The sequence below is a fragment of the Couchioplanes azureus genome (assembly GCF_014648355.1).
Lineage (GTDB): Bacteria > Actinomycetota > Actinomycetes > Mycobacteriales > Micromonosporaceae > Actinoplanes > Actinoplanes azureus.
The window spans coordinates 363,362-378,533 of record NZ_BMQY01000005.1 but is presented as its reverse complement, the minus strand read 5'-3'; the positions used below and the strand labels follow the sequence as shown (position 1 = coordinate 378,533).

The following is a 15,172-nucleotide window of genomic DNA, read 5'->3' as shown; positions in this document are numbered from 1 at the left end:
GTTCACGGCGTCGCCGAGCGCGATTTTTCTCTGCCGTGAGCCCCGCGCTCGCACCGAATTCCACGAGCAGCACCGTGAGCGAAGTCCCTGGATGGAGCGCGTGAAGCCGAAGCTGAAGAATGACACGCTATACCTTCCCTCGGCCGAGGGAATCTATTTCGTCAGCAATCATGGAACCCTCACGCTGGAGGGTAGGCACGTCTACCAGTGGGTCGACAAGCTGGCGCCGTTCCTCACCGGCGAACACACGCTCGAACAGATCACCGCGGGCCTTTCCGAGCAGCGCCGTCGGATGGTCGAGAACCTGATCGCCGGGCTGCTCCAGAAGGGTTTCGTCAAGGACGCCGGCGCCGACCGCGACCACGATCTCGACGCCGGGGAGCTCGCGGCGTACGAGTCCGAGATCGCCTTCATCGACTATTACCAGGACTCGGCCGGCTACCGGTTCCAGCAATTCCGGGAAAGCACGATCCTGCTCGTCGGGGCCGGGCGTTCGCTCGTCGCCGCGGTGCAGGCGTGCCTGCAGACCGGCGCCCGCCAGGTGCGCCTGGCCGTCACCGGCGAAGCCGCCACGGACCGGCAGCGCATCGCCGAACACGTCGAGCGGGCCCGCCGGCGCGACCCCCGGCAGTCGCTGACCGAACAGGCCACGCCCGACCTCGACGGCGCCGACGTCGTGATCCACGTGTCCGACAAGCCGATGCTCGACCGGGCGCGCGCGCTCAACCGGGCCTGCCGCGAGCGGGGCATCGTCGCAATCCAGGCCGTCCTGGCAGGTGACGAGGCCTGGGTCGGCCCCCTCGTCGCCGGCGCCGCCGGTGCCTGCTGGGAATGCGCGTGGCTGCGCATGCTGGGACGCGCAGCAGGAAGCCGCGGGAACGGCGGCGGCTTCGCCGACCGTGCCGACGCGGCGACCAGTGAGTTCCTGGCCGGCCCGACCGCCGCCGTCGTCGCGCACCAGGCGGCGTTCGAGGTCTTCAAGCACCTCACCGGCGCCGGACCCGTCGAGACGGCCGGCGCCATGGTCCGGATCGATCTGGAGACCCTGCAGAGCGCCGGCCATCCGGTCACCGCGCACCCGTTGTGCACCATCCACGGCATCGAGCCGGTGCGGAGCGACGCCGACTTCCTCGCGGCCGTACGGCGCCTCGCCGAGGGACCCGAGATCTCCGCCGAGGCGTTCTCGACCGCGGCGGCCGCCTGCTTCGACGAGCGGACCGGCCTGCTCGGCAGCCTGGACGAGGGCGACTGGGGCCAGCTGCCGCTGAAGGTGTCCCGGGCCGAGTACGCCGACGCCCTGCTGCGGCCCGACCTCGACCGCGAGCGCCTGGCGGCCGTCGCCGTGGCCACCGACTTCACCGAGGCCCGGGCCCGGGCGACCCGCCGCGCCTGCGAGCTGTACGCGGCGAGCGCCGTACGCCGCCCGCAGCTGGTCGGCGCCGGCGGTGGCGAGACGCGCGTCCGGGGGCTGGACCTGCTCGGCGACGACGTGTGCGCCGTACCCGCGACCGAGGTCTTCCCGGTGTTGCGCGGCGCGCTGCCGACGGTGGACGACGCGCCCGGCCTCGGCTCCGGGTTCACCTGGGACGAGGCGGTGAGCCGGGGCCTGCTGGGCTGGGCCAACCGCATCACGCTGGCGGAGATCGGGGACGCCGTGCGCCCGTTCCCGCGCGTCGACGTCGCCGCGGCGGGCCGCACCGAGCTGGTCCCGCGCTTCCTCGACATGCTGGACGTCCTGGGCCTCGACGTGACCGTGTACGACGTCACCGGCTCCCTCGGCGTGCCCACCCTCATCGCCTGCACCGGCACCACGTCGGTGGGCTCCGCCTCGGGTTACGACCGCGCCGCGCTGGTGGAGGCGGTCCTCGAGCAGGCGCTGCGCCACCACCAGGCGGAGGCGGACAAGTGGCCCGCGTACGCGATCGACGGTCCCAGCCTGCTGCCCCGCCTGCCCGCCAACCTGCGCGGTGCCGCGGCGGAACGGGACGACGTCGCGGTGCGGGAGTGGCCGCGGATCCGCCGGGAGCTGCTCGCACGCTTCCGGGACGGCGGGCACCGGCCGGTCGCCGTGCCGCTGGACCACGATCCCGTCATGCACGAGGTGCTGCCGTACGTCGTGAACGTCGTCATGACCGGGGGACGCTGACATGACCGGAGGAATGCGGGTCGGCGTCGCCGGAAGCGGCATGCTCCACGACGCCGCCGTGGCTCTGCTGTCGCCGGAGCACCGGGTGCGACGCCTCGATCCGGCGAACCGCGACGAGCGGTCCGTCGACGTCCTCGTCCTGGTCCACGACGGGTGGGACCGCGAGCAGCACCGCGTCTGGAACGACTGGTGCCTCGACAACGAGGTGTCGTTGCTCCCGGCGTACGTGGTGCCCGGCGCCGCGCTGGTCGGCCCGGTGCTGTCCGCTGTGGACGACGGCTGCCTGGTCTGCGTCGAGGGCCGCCGGTTGCGGGCCCGCAACGACGTCGGCGACTTCGGCAAGGCCCTCGACGCCGAGCCGTCGCGGATGGCCGCCATGGGCGCGGCCTGGCTGACCGCCCTCGCCTGTGACCTGGTGGCGACCCTGATCGGCCGGGAGGTCGACCGGATCGCCGCGGGTGCCGACCCCGGACCGATGATCCGGGTGGCGCTGGACAGCCTGCGCACGAGCACCCACCACTGGCTGCCCGATCCGCTGTGCGAGCGGTGCGGCCGGCTGCCGGAGGACTCGCGCGAGGCCGCGGTCGTCGAGCTCGTGCCCCGGCCGAAGGTGGCTCCGGACGTCTACCGCGTCCGTTCGCTGGCGGGGGAGCAGGACCGGCTGCACCGGGTGTACGTGGACCGCGAGGCCGGCCTCCTGCGGGCGGTCTACAAGGAGGGCCGCAGCGTCTTCCCCAGCGCCAGCTCACCGATGGGGCTGCGGGCGACGACGCGTACCGAGGTCGGCTACGGCCACCAGACGAACTTCGCCGCGAGCCAGCTCACCGCGATCGCCGAGGGCGTGGAACGGTACGGCGGCATCGAGCCGGGCGGCAAGCGGACCGTGGTGCGGTCCAGCTACCGCGAGCTCGGCGGCGACGCGCTGGACCCGACCGTGCTCGGGCTGCACGCCGACGAGCTCTACGACCGGCCGGGCTTCCCGTATCCCCGCTACCACCACGACATGGTCTTCAACTGGGTCTGGGGCTGGTCGCTCGGGCAGCGGCGGGCGATCCTCGTGCCGGAGAACTACGCGTACTACGGCACGGTCTACCGCAACACCCGGGACCATCCGTTCGTGTACGAGATCTCGAACGGCTGCGCGCTGGGCGGATGCCTCGAGGAGGCCATCCTGTACGGCATCCTCGAGGTGGCCGAGCGGGACGCGTTCCTGATGACCTGGTACGCCCGGCTTCCCGCCCCGCGGATCGACGTGCGCTCGGCGCCGGATCCCAGCATCCCGCTCATCGTCGGCAGCATCGAGAGCTTCTCCGGATACTCGATCGAGGCCTTCGACATCACCGTGGAACAGGGCATCCCGGCCTTCTGGGTGATGGCCGTCAACCGGCGCGGCATGCCGGACATGCCGCAGGTCCTCTGCGCGTCGGGCTCGCACCTCGACCCGGTCAAGGCGCTGCGCAACGCCCTCATGGAGCTCGGCCCGCTGGTCAGCCGGCCCGCGGAGTTCCACCGGCAGCAACGGCCCCGGGTGGAACGGATGCTCGCCGACCCGTACGAGGTGGTGTCCATGGAGGACCATGCGGCGCTCAACGGCGCGCCCGAGGTCTTCGACCGCTTCGACTTCCTCCTCGGCTCGCCGGGGCGGCAGACGTTCCAGGAGGCGTTCGCGGACTACTACCGCCGGCCGAGGCACACGGATCTGACCCGCGACCTGACGGACACGGTCGAGCGGTACCGCCGCAGCGGCCTCGACGTGATCGCCGTGGACCAGACCACGCCCGAGCACCGCGCCGGTGACTTCCGCTGCGTCAAGGTCATCATTCCCGGCTGCCTGCCGATGACCTTCGGTCACGCGCGGCGCCGGGACCGCGGCTTCGCGCGTCTGTACCGGGTGCCGCAGGAACTGGGCTACTACGACCGGCCGCTGACCGACGCCGACATCAACCCGCATCCGCATCCGTTCCCCTGACCCGCGCGGGAGATGTGATGGGCAACCAGGACCTCCAGATCGGCGAGCGCTATCTGCGCCGCACCGTGTACGAGGCCGCGGACCTGTTCGCGGAGGCGATGCGGCAGGCACCGGCCGGCCCCGACCCGTTGCCGTTCAAGGTCTACCGGCAGGTTCCGCGCCGGAGCCTGCCGGAGGCCGTCCCCGAGGAGATCGCGGCGGACGGCGAGGGCCCGCTCGACGACCGGCGGCTGTCGACGTTGCTGTACTACACGTACGGCTTCTCCCGCTGGGACGTCGGGCCCGGCGCGGTGTGGCCGTACCACCGGACGGTCCCGTCGGCGCGCTGCTACTTCCCGACCGAGCTGTACCTCTGGCTTCCCGAGTCGGACGGGCCCGCGGGCGTCTACCACTACGACGCCCTGCACCACGCCCTCGCGCTGATCCGGCCCGGCGACTTCCGGGCGGAGCTGGCGCGGATCCTCGGCGCGCGCCTCGACGGCGCGCGAGGTGTGCTCCTGCTGTCGTCGCTGTTCTGGAAGAACGCCTTCAAGTACCGCGGGTACGCCTACCGGCTCTGCGCCCAGGAGGCCGGCATGGTGCTGGGCAACGCCCTGCTGGTGGCGGACCGGCTCGGGCTGCGCGGCGAGGCGAGCTACCGGTTCCTCGACCGCCGGGCGGGGCGTCTGCTCGGTTTCCCGCGCGCCGAGGAGCACCTGTTCGCCGCGCTCGCGCTCTACCCGGGCACCGATCCGGCCGGTGAGCGGGCGCGGCCCGACCCCGTCGAGGACGACCTGCCCGACCTGGCGCTGCCCTACGTCCGCCCGGAGGGACCGGCGCACCCGCACGACCCGCTGTTCCGGTCGATCGCGGAGAACTGCCTGCTGGACGACGAGGACCAGGTCGCGGCGGTGCCTCCGGCCGCGCCCGGGTGCGCCGTCGGCGGCACCACGCTCGCGATGCCGCCCGGAGGGCTTCCCGGCGTCGAGCTGGGCGCCGCCCTGCGGGCCCGCGACTCCGGCAACGTGTTGTTCCATCCGGTCGCCCGTACGCTGCCGAACTCGGTCTTCTGGGAGATCGCCGGGTCGGCGGTCGTGCCGTACCGCAGCGACCTGCGGGCCGGGACGGGTGTGCCGGGCGTGAGCCTCGACGTGGTGGTCCTCGACGTCGAGGGCCTGGCCGCCGGGATCTACCGGTTCTGTCCCGACCACGGCGGCCTGCACCCGGTGCGCGAGGGCAACGTCGCCCGGCAGTTGCAGGGCGCCCTGCCGGTGCCCAACATCAACCTGCTGTCGGCGGCCGTCGTGCTGTACCTGTCGGCGGACTACGCCGCGGCCAGCCGGACCTTCGGCAACCGCGCCTACCGCATGGTCAACATCGAGGCGGGCGTCGTCGCCCAGCGCATCTGCGTGCGCAGTGCCGCGCGCGGGCTCTCGGCCCGCGTGCACAACGGCTACGACGCGGCGGGCGTGGCCTCGATCCTGGGTCTCGCGGACGCCGGGCTCACCCCGTTCTTCCAGATCGCCGTCGCCCGGAACCGGCCGGGGGTCCAGGTCGGCCTGCCGATCACGTACTGAGGGAGTCGTTGCGCGGATGGGTTACCGAGTCGAGCCGACGTTCGTGGTGCGCGTCGCGGGGATGCCGCTCTCGGCGCTGGCGCGACTGCGCTGCGGCCGTACGGCGGAGCTCGTCGATCGGATCCTCGACGCCGAACGGTGGCTGGACGACCAGCGGGAGCCGCTCTCGAAGATGCTGCACGGCGCCATCGGCGGCAACGGCGACGTGGCGCTGCGGCGCCGGCTCATCGTCCTGCGCCGTGCCGTCTACCACGCCAAGCGGCCGCGGGCCGGCGTCCTCGGGGCCGACCTGGCGGTCCGCCTGCCGCGGGAGACCGCGGAGGCGGTGGACGCCTGGCAGCGCCGGCTGCGCGAGCGCGACGCGCTGCTCGCCGAGGCGCGCGCGGTGCTCGGCGAGGAGAGCGTGAGCGGGCGGCGTGCGCTGCGGGACCTGGCTTCGGACGTACGCCTGCAGCAGGGTCTCGTCCTGGCCAGCCGCGACCTCTACCTGGGCCTGCTGAAGTGGTCGCCGGACGAGCCGGATCCGCGGATGGAACGCAAGCTGGCCAAGTACGTCGCCCGGATGGCGGCGAAGACGAGCCCGTTCAGCACCTTCACCGGATCCTTCCCGGGGCGCTGGCAGCCGGACGCCGCCGACCGGAACGCGCCCATCGGGTCCGCCCGCGTCGGCGTCGCCGAGCTCAACGCCTTTACCCAGCAGCAGATCGAACGGACGCTGGCCGGCTGGCCGGAGATCCGGGCGCACCTGCCGCTCGAGGTCAACAGCAGCGTCGCCGAGGACGGCGACATGATCCGCTTCCTCGGGCGGCGGGGCGGCGAGGCCGTCCTCGAAGTGCCGCGCAACCCGACCGTGCGGCGCTTCCTGGAGCAGGTGCGCCACGGCGCGGACCGCACCTTCCGCGGCGTGGTCGAGGCACTCGCCGCCCAGGACGGGCGGGGCCGTACCGCCGAGATCGCCACGTTCCTGAACAAGCTGATCGACGTGGGTGCCGTCCACATCGGATTCGGCGTCTCCGGGAACGAGCCGGATCCCCTCGGCCGTCTCGCCACGGAACTGGAGCGCTTCGACGGCGAGCGGGTCGCGACCGTACGGGCGCACCTCATGTCGCTGCGCGCCGAGCTGGCGGCGTACGGGGCGCTGGAGGATCCCGGCGAGCGCCTGGAGTGCTCGCACGCGATCGGCGCGGAACTGCGCAAGATCTACGCGCTTCTCGGCTGGGACGACGCGGCCCTGGAGCTGCCCAAGAACGTCTTCTACGAGGACGTCCTGCTGACCGACGCGGAGCAGGTCCGGTCCCCGCGGCGGTGGCACGACCTGCTGGACGGGCTGGACCTGCTGCGCCGCCTGGCGGGTCTCTACGACCGGTTCCTTCCGGGCCGGCTGGCCGCCGAGGCGTTCTTCGCCGGGCGCTACGGGTCCGGCGGCAGCGCCGGTTTCCTCGACTTCTACGGTGCGTTCGTCCAGGAGACGGGCCGCGGCAGTGGTGCGGATCTGCTGCGGTGCTACGAGCAGGCGTTGCCCGTACCGCAGCCCGGGGACGAGAGGCTGGCCGAGCTGGCCCGGCTGCAGGAGCGGCTGGTCGCCCTCGTGGCCGCGCAACCGGTGGACGCCGACGGATGCCGGCGGCTGTCCCCGGCGGCGCTGCGGACCTTCCTCGGCGAGCTGCCTTCCTTCGTCGAGCCGATCGCGTCCCTCGCCTGCTACGTCCAGCCGATCGCCGGTCCCGGCGGACCGCCGCGCGGGGTGCTGAACGAGCTGATGACCGGCTTCGGGCGCAGCCAGGCCCGGCTGCTGCGGCTCGGCGCCTCCGTGGCCGGGAGCTTCGCGCCGGGGGAACGGGACTGGCAGGTCGGCGGGCGGCACGCGGTCGAGATCACCGGAACCTTCGCGTCGAACCTCAACCGGCGGCCTCCGGTGACCCCCTTCGAGATCAGTTATCCGGGGGTGCCCTCCGAACGGCCCGGTGAGCGCCGGATCCCGCTGGGCGATCTGCGGGTGGTGCACGACCCCGCGCGGCGGACGCTGCGGCTGTTCTCCGTACGCCACCGCATCGAGATCCTGCCGGTGCACCTCGGGGTCATGGTCGAGTTCCTCCTGCCCAGCGCGTACCGGTTCCTCCTGCAGATGTTCGGCCAGGCGGTGCCCCGGTTCGAGTTCGTCAAGCAGCTCGCCTTCGCCGCGGCCGGCGACGCGGCGGACGGCGTCAGCCGGTACCCCCGGCTCGTCCTCGGCGACCTGACGGTCAACCGGGCCTCCTGGACGGTGGCGGCGCGCGAGGTGCCCCGCCGCTCCCGGGACGGGACGATGCTCGACTACCTCATCGACGTCAACCGGTGGCGCCGGCGGCACGGCATCCCGGAGCGCTGCTTCGTCCGGGTCCTGACCCGGCACGGTGGCCCGGCACAGCGGTCCCGGGCGAAGGGCCTGTTCGACAAGACCCGCAAGCCGCTGTACCTGGACTTCTCCAGCGAGATCCTGCTGCGGGCGTTCGAGGAGACCGCGGCGAGCACCGACCAGATGCTCGTCTTCGAGGAGATGCTGCCGGGCCCGGAGGAGCTGGTCCTGCACGACGGCGCGAACGGCTACGCCGGCGAGTTCGTGATCGAGCTGGGGGAGGACCGCGATGGCTGAGCCGGGCTGGACCAGCGTCCACATCCACTACCACGAGCCGCTCGAGGCGCTGATCCGCGACGGTGTGCGACCGCTGATCGCCGCGGCGGGTGGCCTCCTGACGGACTGGTTCTTCGTCCGGCACTGGCAGGCCGGCCCGCACCTGCGGCTGCGGCTGTGCACCCCGCCGGCCGCGGCGCCGCAGGTGAGGGAGCTGCTGGAGCGCCACGTCGGCGGGTTCCTCCGCGCGCGTCCCTCCCGCAAGGTCGTCGATCCGGAGGAATACCGGAAGGTGGCGGCCTCCCTGGTGGCCGTCGAGCGGGGCCAGGACCAGGTGGAGCCGCTGCGGCCGGACAACTCGATGCACCACGTGCCGTACCGGCCCGAGGTCGCCCGCTATGGCGGGACGCCGGAGGCCATGCGCGCCGTGGAGCGGCACTTCACCGCGTCCAGCGAGGTGGCGGCCGAGCTGCTGGCCGCGGCGCCGGGGAGCGGGCGGCGTACCGGCCAGGCGCTGGCGATGATGCTGGTCGCCGCGATGGTCCCGGCGGGCGCCGGCGCTCTGGCCGATCGGCTCGGCACGGGACAGCGCGACTGGGGCCGCCGGTTGATGTTCGGCGATCCGGAGGCCGGCCAGCGCCGGTTCGAGCAGAAGTACCTGAGTCAGCGGGCCACCCTCGTCGGCACGGTGGAACGGATCATGCGCCTGGTCGAGGAGGGGACGCCCGAGCGGGCCGGCGCCGCGGTGGGGCGCTGGGCCGCCTCGGTCACTGCCCTCCGCGACGACCTCGTGGACCTGCGGCGACGCGGCCTGTTCGCGCCGCGGGAGGTGCTGGTCGCCGACGGTGGCGCCGACGCGGACCTGCGCAACGTGCTGCTGTTCTGCTCGCACATGCACAACAACCGGCTGGGGATCTCCCTGCCGGAGGAGGCGTACCTGATGTATCTGCTCTGGCGGGCGGTCTCGGAGGTGACCGCGGGTGCGCGGTGAGGCGAAAGGACCGGTCGTGGATGCCGCCGCGGCCCGCGAGTACGTCGAGCTCACCCGGAGCCTGCCGATCCCCGAACAGATCGACTGGGAGGACGCGCCCGGCCAGTTCAAGCTGTACCGCGGCCACCCGCGCATCCCGCTGGACGAGTCGGGCACCGGCGGGCTCGCCCGGCTGCTGCGCGACTGCTACGGCGTCACCCGCTACCGCTGGACCGCCGCCGACGCGCTCCGGCGGCTGATCGGCACCCGGGGCGCCGAACCCGCCGGGGGAGCGAAGCTCGCCCGCAACTCGCTGCGTCCCGTTCCCTCGGGAGGCTCCCGCTTCCCGGCCGAGCTGTACGTCGTCACCGGCCCGGGCGCCGAGGTGCCCCCGGGCGTCCACCACTACGACCAGGCGCACCACGCCCTGGTGACCCTGCGGGAGGGCGACTGGACGGCGGAGCTGGGCGCCGCGCTCGGCATGGCGGGTGCCGCCCCCGCCCTGACGCTGCTGACCAGCGCCTTCTTCTGGAAGAACGGCTTCAAGTACGCCGATCTCACCTACCGGCTCTGCGCCCTGGACGTCGGCGTCCTGCTGGGCCAGGTGCTCGCCGTGGCGGCCGCCCGGACGGCGGGCGAGGTCCGGTACCGCTTCGCGGACGACGACCTCGACCGGCTGCTGCGTCTCGACCCCATGCGGGAAAGCGTGTACACGGCCGTCACGTTCGGCTCGCACGGTGAAGCACCGCCGTCGCCGCGCAGGCTCGCCGACGCCGCGCAGCCCTCCCGGACCAACACGCTCTCGGACTCCGAGCAGGAGTGGTCCCTCGACGCGCGGCCGTTGCAGGCCCGCCTGCATCGCGGATCGCGCCTGTCCGCGGTGGCCGCGGTCGCCGCGCCGCCCGCCATCACGGCGTCCGGCTCCGCGGGCGGTCCGGAACTGCGGCTCTCCGGCCATCGGGTCGCACTCCTCGACGGCCTGCGGACCCGGCGCTCCTCGATGGGCTACTTCACGCCCGCCGGGATGAGCCTGGACACGCTCTCCGCCCTGCTCGCGCCGGCCCTGGACGGCTACCGCAACGACCTGGCGGACACCCCCGCCGTACGGCACACGATGCTGTACTGCGTCGTCAACCGGGTGGACAGCGTCGCGCCCGGCGTCTACCGGCTGCGGCCCGGCGAGACGCTGCTCGAGCCCGTACGCCTCGGCGACCTCTCCGGCGAGCTCCAGGAAAGCCTTCTGATCAAGCTCTTCAACCTCGCGCACACCAACCTCTGCGTGTATCCGGTGGGCGACTACGAGGCCGGGTTCGGGGTGCACGGCGACCGCTGGTACCGGATGCAGAACATCGAGGCGGGCGTCGTCACCCAGCGGCTCTACCTGGCCTGCGCGGCGCTGGGGCTGCGCTGCCACGCGAGCCTCGGCTACGACGTACGGCGGACGGACCGGCTGCTCGGCCTGGACGGGACCGGCGCGACCAGCCTGATCCAGGTCATGATCGGCTCGGGCCGGCCCCCGGGCGACTTCTACGAAGCCGCCTGGCATTGATCGCTCCGCCCGTCCGCCCGGCATCGATCGCCGCGCCCGTCCGTCCGGCATCGATCGCTCCGCCCGTCCGTCCGGTGGCCGGCCCGGACGTGCGGTCCGGGCCGGCCACCGCGGGCCGCTCGCTACGCGGCGGTCCGGGTGTGCTGCCGGCCTCGCCGCTGCATCATGCCGTTCATCAGGCGGAAGACCACGCGCGACATCGAGGCGGCCAGCTTCCCGCTCTGCAGCCCCTGCTTCTGGTAGCGCAGCGCCTTCTGGACGGCCGCGAACCCGTAGTCGCGCATGCCGTCCTCGTACGCCCGGATCGCCTCGACGAGCCCCAGGCGGCCGTCGCGCACCTGCACGAGCTGGCGGCAGAGCAGCTCGGCGTCGCGCAGGGCGGTGTTGCCGCCCAGCCCGCCGACGGGCGACATGCTGTGCACCGCGTCCCCCATGACCGTGACGGTGGTGCTCTCCCAGGCCGGCACCGGCACCGACGTCCGGTACGGCACCAGCAGGGCGCTCTCCGGGTCGGACTCGGCGATCAGCCGGCGCAGCTGCGGATGCCAGCCGCTGATCGAGCGGGCGACGAAGTCCTTGATCCGGGCGCCGTCGAAGTCCTCGATCCCGGCGGGGCACGAGCCGCGCCGGATCACGAACGCCGAACCGACATAGGAGTCGTCGCCGCCGGTGTTTCTCGTCCGGTCGAACACCGAGACCGACAGGAAGAACGGATCCGGCGTCATGACCATGTTCCGGCCGGTTGACAAAGGGGGTTCCAGCCAGGCGCGCACCGCATCCCTCAAAGGCAGTTTCAGGCCGACACCATAGGCATCGGTGTCGACCCTTTCGGCGTGCGGAAGAAATTGTTTCCGCACCGGGGAATTGACGCCGTCGGCACCGATCAGGACGTCGCCCGTCGCGGTGCTTCCGTCGCTGAAGAAAGCCGTCACGGTGCCGTCCGCATTGCGCTCGTAGCGCTCGAATCGCTTGTCGAAGTGGAGCACGTCGTCGAGCCCGGTCAGCAGCAGCGACCGGAGCGTGACGCGGTCGATGGCGTGCGCCCGGCCGGTCGGCTCCGGACGGGCCGGCGCGGGCGGCTCCATCACCATCAGCGTCTCGAGCCGCTCCGTCACGAACCTGAATTCCCCCAGGTCGACCGTGCTGTCGACGAAGGACTCCCAGACCTCGTCGGGCAGGCACGAGCGCAGTGCCCGGGCGCCGTCCGGATCGATGTGGATCCGGTATCCCTCGAGGCGGTCGTCGCGGGAGCGGTCGCGCTCGTAGACCGCCACGTCCAGGCCGGCGCGCCGGAGGCCGTGGGTGAGGGCCAGGCCGGCGATACCGCCTCCGATGACGAGGACCCGCATTGATGGACTAGACATTGTCTCCCCGCTTTCTGCATTGCCGGGCGATCGCGACAAACGATAGGCTGCGTCCGGCTCAGACTGTTTCACACTACCGGCAGGATGGTCCAGGATGCAGCTGCAAGATATCGACACCAAATCGGGATACGACCTGTGGGCGGAGTCGTACGAAGAGACGCCCAATCCCGTCGTCGCAATTGATGCGCGTCATAGCATGGCGGTGCTGGCGCCGGCTCCGGGCGAGCGCGTGCTCGACGCCGGCTGCGGCACCGGGCGCAACCTCGCGGCGATGCTGGCGGCGGGAGCGCGGCCGAGCGGGGTCGACTTCTCGCCGGGCATGCTGGCGGTGGCCCGGCGCCGTCATCCCGGCGTCCCGCTGATCGAGGCGGACCTCGAGGGCCGGCTGCCGTTCGGCGACGGCGAGTTCGACGCGGTGTACTGCGCCCTGCTCGCCGAGCACCTCGCGGAGCCCGGACGCGCCATGGCGGAGTTCGCCCGGGTGCTGCGCCCCGGCGGCCGGCTGGTCCTCTCCGTGTTCCACCCCGTGCTCGCCGCGACCGGGATGTCCGCGCAGTTCGAACGGGATGGTGCGGCGTACCGGCTCGTGGCGCATCCGCACTCGGTCGCCGACTACGAGGGCTGGATCACCGGGGCCGGCCTCGGCGGGCTCCGCCGGCACGAGGTCGGCGGCGACGCCGAGATGGTCGCCGAGGTGCCGTGGGCGGCCTGGCTCGTCGGGCGGCCCGTCCTGCTCGTGCTCGCGGCGGAAAAGCCGGAGTGACCCGGCGCCGCGCCGGGCGGCGCCGGTAAGGATGGAAGGCGTGACCACTTCAGCCGCGCCGCCGCGCCACCCGCTCGACCCGGACCCGGTGGCCTCGACCAAGGCCCGTGCCGTGTTCGCCCTCGCTCTGGCCGGTCTGCTGACCGGGCCGCTGGTCGGCGGCGTGATTCCCGCCACGCTCGCGCTGCTGCTGAGCCGCCAGGTCCACCGCGAGCAGTGGGAGTCGGGCGGCTATCTCACCGGCGGCCGGTGGGTGCGGCGGGGCCGTCGCCTGGCCTGGGCGGGGATAGTGCTGGCCGTCACCACGCTGGTGATCGCGGTCATCGCCGCGCTGCTGCACCTCGCCGCGACCGCGGGCCAGGACTTCGACCCCGGCACCGACTGAGGCCCGGACGCGGGCTGCGGCTCGCTCGTGCGGGTGACAAGCTGGGGTCATGATGCATTACCCGTCCGGTGGACCACCCCCGGCCGTGCCGCCGCCACCGCACGACGGCGCGTGGTCGCCGGCCCGGGTCGACCCGGTGGCCGGCACCGAGTACGGCCTCGTCCACCTCCGGGTCGTCCCGGCCATGTCCGGGCAGGCCACCGGCTCGCTGATCGCGGGCATCGCGTCGATCCTGGTGTCGATGCTCGTGCTCTGCTTCGGCCTGGCCGGCGCCGCCGACGGCTGGGGAGCACTGGTGGCGGGCGCGTTCGCACTGCTCGCCGTGCTCCTCGGCGGCGGGGCTGTGGCCGCCGGAATGAGCGCCCTGCGGCAGATCCGGGGCTCGGGCCGGCAGGGGCGGCTGCGCTTCACCGGCCGCGGCGTGGCCCTGGCGGGGTGCTCGTGCGGCGCCGCCGGCGCGGGAATCGCCCTGCTGTCCCTCGCGGTGAGCATCGCCCTCGGGAGCACGTCGTGAGCTGGTCGCGGGCGTTCGGCGGATCGCTCGGCAGGACGGCGGAGCCGCCCGGTACAGTTGAACGTGCGGAGGTATCCCACCGCGTCCCGCGGGGGTCATTTTGACCCGTGGGGATGTGGTGGGTAATCTTCTTCCTCGTGCCTGGGCTCGCCCGGGCAAGTCGTGCGTGCGCCCTTAGTCGTAGGCAAGACGGAACAACAAGATCAGGGCAGCAGCGAAGCCGGGCTTGACGGGCCCGACACAGACAACCCGCCGCGTGTTCGAACGGACGCGCCGGGAAACCGTGAGCTGGGCGACACGCCCGACCGCGGGTGTGGGAGTCCCGACAGGGGCGGCCTGCACACAAGGCATAACGAGACGGTGCGGCCGCTAGAAGACGGCGGCCGAAGGGAGCGGAGAAACCCGGTGCCCACGATCCAGCAGCTGGTCCGCAAGGGCCGCCAGGCGAAGACGAGCAAGACCAAGACGCCGGCGCTGAAGGGAAGTCCTCAGCGGCGCGGCGTGTGCACGCGCGTGTACACCACCACCCCCAAGAAGCCGAACTCTGCGCTGCGCAAGGTCGCTCGTGTGAAGCTGAGCAGCCAGATCGAGGTCACGGCGTACATCCCGGGCGTCGGCCACAACCTGCAGGAGCACTCGATCGTGCTCGTGCGTGGCGGCCGTGTGAAGGACCTCCCGGGCGTCCGCTACAAGATCGTCCGTGGTTCGCTGGACACCCAGGGTGTCCGCAACCGCAAGCAGGCCCGCAGCCGTTACGGCGCGAAGAAGGAGAAGAGCTGACATGCCGCGTAAGGGCCCCGCTCCGCGCCACCCGGTGGTTCCGGACCCGGTTTACAACTCGCCGCTGGTCACCCAGCTGGTGAACAAGATCCTGGTCGGCGGCAAGCGTCAGCTCGCCGAGCGGATCGTGTACGGCGCCCTCGAGGGCTGCCGCGAGAAGAACGGCACCGACCCCGTGGTCACGCTCAAGCGCGCCATGGACAACGTCAAGCCGACCCTCGAGGTCCGCAGCCGCCGCGTCGGTGGCGCGACCTACCAGGTGCCGGTCGAGGTCCGCACCCCGCGGCAGACCACCCTCGGTCTGCGCTGGCTGGTCCAGTACTCCAAGGCCCGCCGCGAGAAGACCATGATCGAGCGCCTGCAGAACGAGCTGCTCGACGCCAGCAACGGCCTCGGTGCCGCCGTCAAGCGGCGCGAGGACACCCACAAGATGGCGGAGTCCAACAAGGCCTTCGCGCACTACCGCTGGTAAGACCCCCGTTGCCGGCCCGGCACCCGCCGGGCCGGGACGCCGGTCCCACCGGCCCTCCGCGACATCCCGCGGAACACGGTCGACACGACGACG

12 protein-coding genes are annotated in these 15,172 nt (G+C 72.7%); 11 read left to right on the top strand and 1 reads right to left on the bottom strand.

Annotation, left to right across the window (positions count from 1 at the left end):
- Window positions 1-100: 100 nt before the first annotated feature.
- Genes IEY99_RS20310 through IEY99_RS20285 form a run of 6 tightly spaced genes read left to right on the top strand, consistent with a single transcriptional unit; the run spans window position 101 to window position 10,801 of the window.
- On the top strand, window positions 101-2,146 hold the full coding sequence (locus IEY99_RS20310; RefSeq protein WP_189205440.1) for a TOMM precursor leader peptide-binding protein: 2,046 nt from the start codon (window positions 101-103) through the stop codon (window positions 2,144-2,146).
- Window position 2,147: 1 nt separating this feature from the next.
- Window positions 2,148-4,115: a TOMM precursor leader peptide-binding protein gene (locus IEY99_RS20305; protein ID WP_189205438.1), complete on the top strand. Its 1,968-nt coding sequence runs from the start codon at window positions 2,148-2,150 to the stop codon at window positions 4,113-4,115.
- A 17-nt stretch (window positions 4,116-4,132) separates the two neighbouring features.
- Entirely contained in the window at window positions 4,133-5,671 is a 1,539-nt protein-coding gene (locus tag IEY99_RS20300; RefSeq protein WP_189205436.1) for a SagB family peptide dehydrogenase, read from the top strand.
- 16 nt (window positions 5,672-5,687) lie between these two features.
- Window positions 5,688-8,303 carry a lantibiotic dehydratase gene (locus tag IEY99_RS20295; RefSeq protein WP_189205434.1) on the top strand — a complete coding sequence of 872 codons (2,616 nt, stop codon included), beginning with the start codon at window positions 5,688-5,690 and terminating at the stop codon, window positions 8,301-8,303.
- Window positions 8,296-9,273, top strand: coding sequence for a thiopeptide-type bacteriocin biosynthesis protein (locus IEY99_RS20290; protein WP_189205431.1), 978 nt, complete (start codon window positions 8,296-8,298; stop codon window positions 9,271-9,273). Before IEY99_RS20295 ends, IEY99_RS20290 begins: the two co-directional genes overlap by 8 nt.
- Window positions 9,274-9,289: 16 nt before the next feature.
- Window positions 9,290-10,801 carry a SagB/ThcOx family dehydrogenase gene (locus IEY99_RS20285; RefSeq protein ID WP_189205430.1) on the top strand — a complete coding sequence of 504 codons (1,512 nt, stop codon included), beginning with the start codon at window positions 9,290-9,292 and terminating at the stop codon, window positions 10,799-10,801.
- 122 nt (window positions 10,802-10,923) lie between these two features.
- Here IEY99_RS20285 and IEY99_RS20280 read toward each other — a convergent pair whose 3' ends face one another.
- Entirely contained in the window at window positions 10,924-12,237 is a 1,314-nt protein-coding gene (locus IEY99_RS20280; protein ID WP_189205428.1) for an FAD-dependent oxidoreductase, read from the bottom strand.
- Window positions 12,238-12,259: 22 nt separating this feature from the next.
- On the opposite strand from IEY99_RS20280, the gene IEY99_RS20275 reads away from it, so the two are divergent.
- The 5 genes from IEY99_RS20275 (at window position 12,260) to rpsG (ending at window position 15,079) form a co-directional block, all read left to right on the top strand.
- Window positions 12,260-12,928, top strand: a complete 669-nt coding sequence (locus IEY99_RS20275) for a class I SAM-dependent methyltransferase (protein WP_189205426.1) — start codon at window positions 12,260-12,262, stop codon at window positions 12,926-12,928.
- A 31-nt stretch (window positions 12,929-12,959) separates the two neighbouring features.
- Complete coding sequence (locus IEY99_RS20270) at window positions 12,960-13,313, top strand: hypothetical protein (RefSeq protein ID WP_189205424.1); 354 nt, start codon at window positions 12,960-12,962, stop codon at window positions 13,311-13,313.
- A 49-nt stretch (window positions 13,314-13,362) separates the two neighbouring features.
- Window positions 13,363-13,827 carry a hypothetical protein gene (locus IEY99_RS20265; protein WP_229798991.1) on the top strand — a complete coding sequence of 155 codons (465 nt, stop codon included), beginning with the start codon at window positions 13,363-13,365 and terminating at the stop codon, window positions 13,825-13,827.
- Between the two features lie 405 nt (window positions 13,828-14,232).
- Window positions 14,233-14,607, top strand: coding sequence for a 30S ribosomal protein S12 (gene rpsL, locus IEY99_RS20260; RefSeq protein WP_014440718.1), 375 nt, complete (start codon window positions 14,233-14,235; stop codon window positions 14,605-14,607).
- Between the two features lies 1 nt (window position 14,608).
- On the top strand, window positions 14,609-15,079 hold the full coding sequence (gene rpsG, locus IEY99_RS20255) for a 30S ribosomal protein S7 (protein ID WP_071803316.1): 471 nt from the start codon (window positions 14,609-14,611) through the stop codon (window positions 15,077-15,079).
- Window positions 15,080-15,172: the final 93 nt, after the last annotated feature.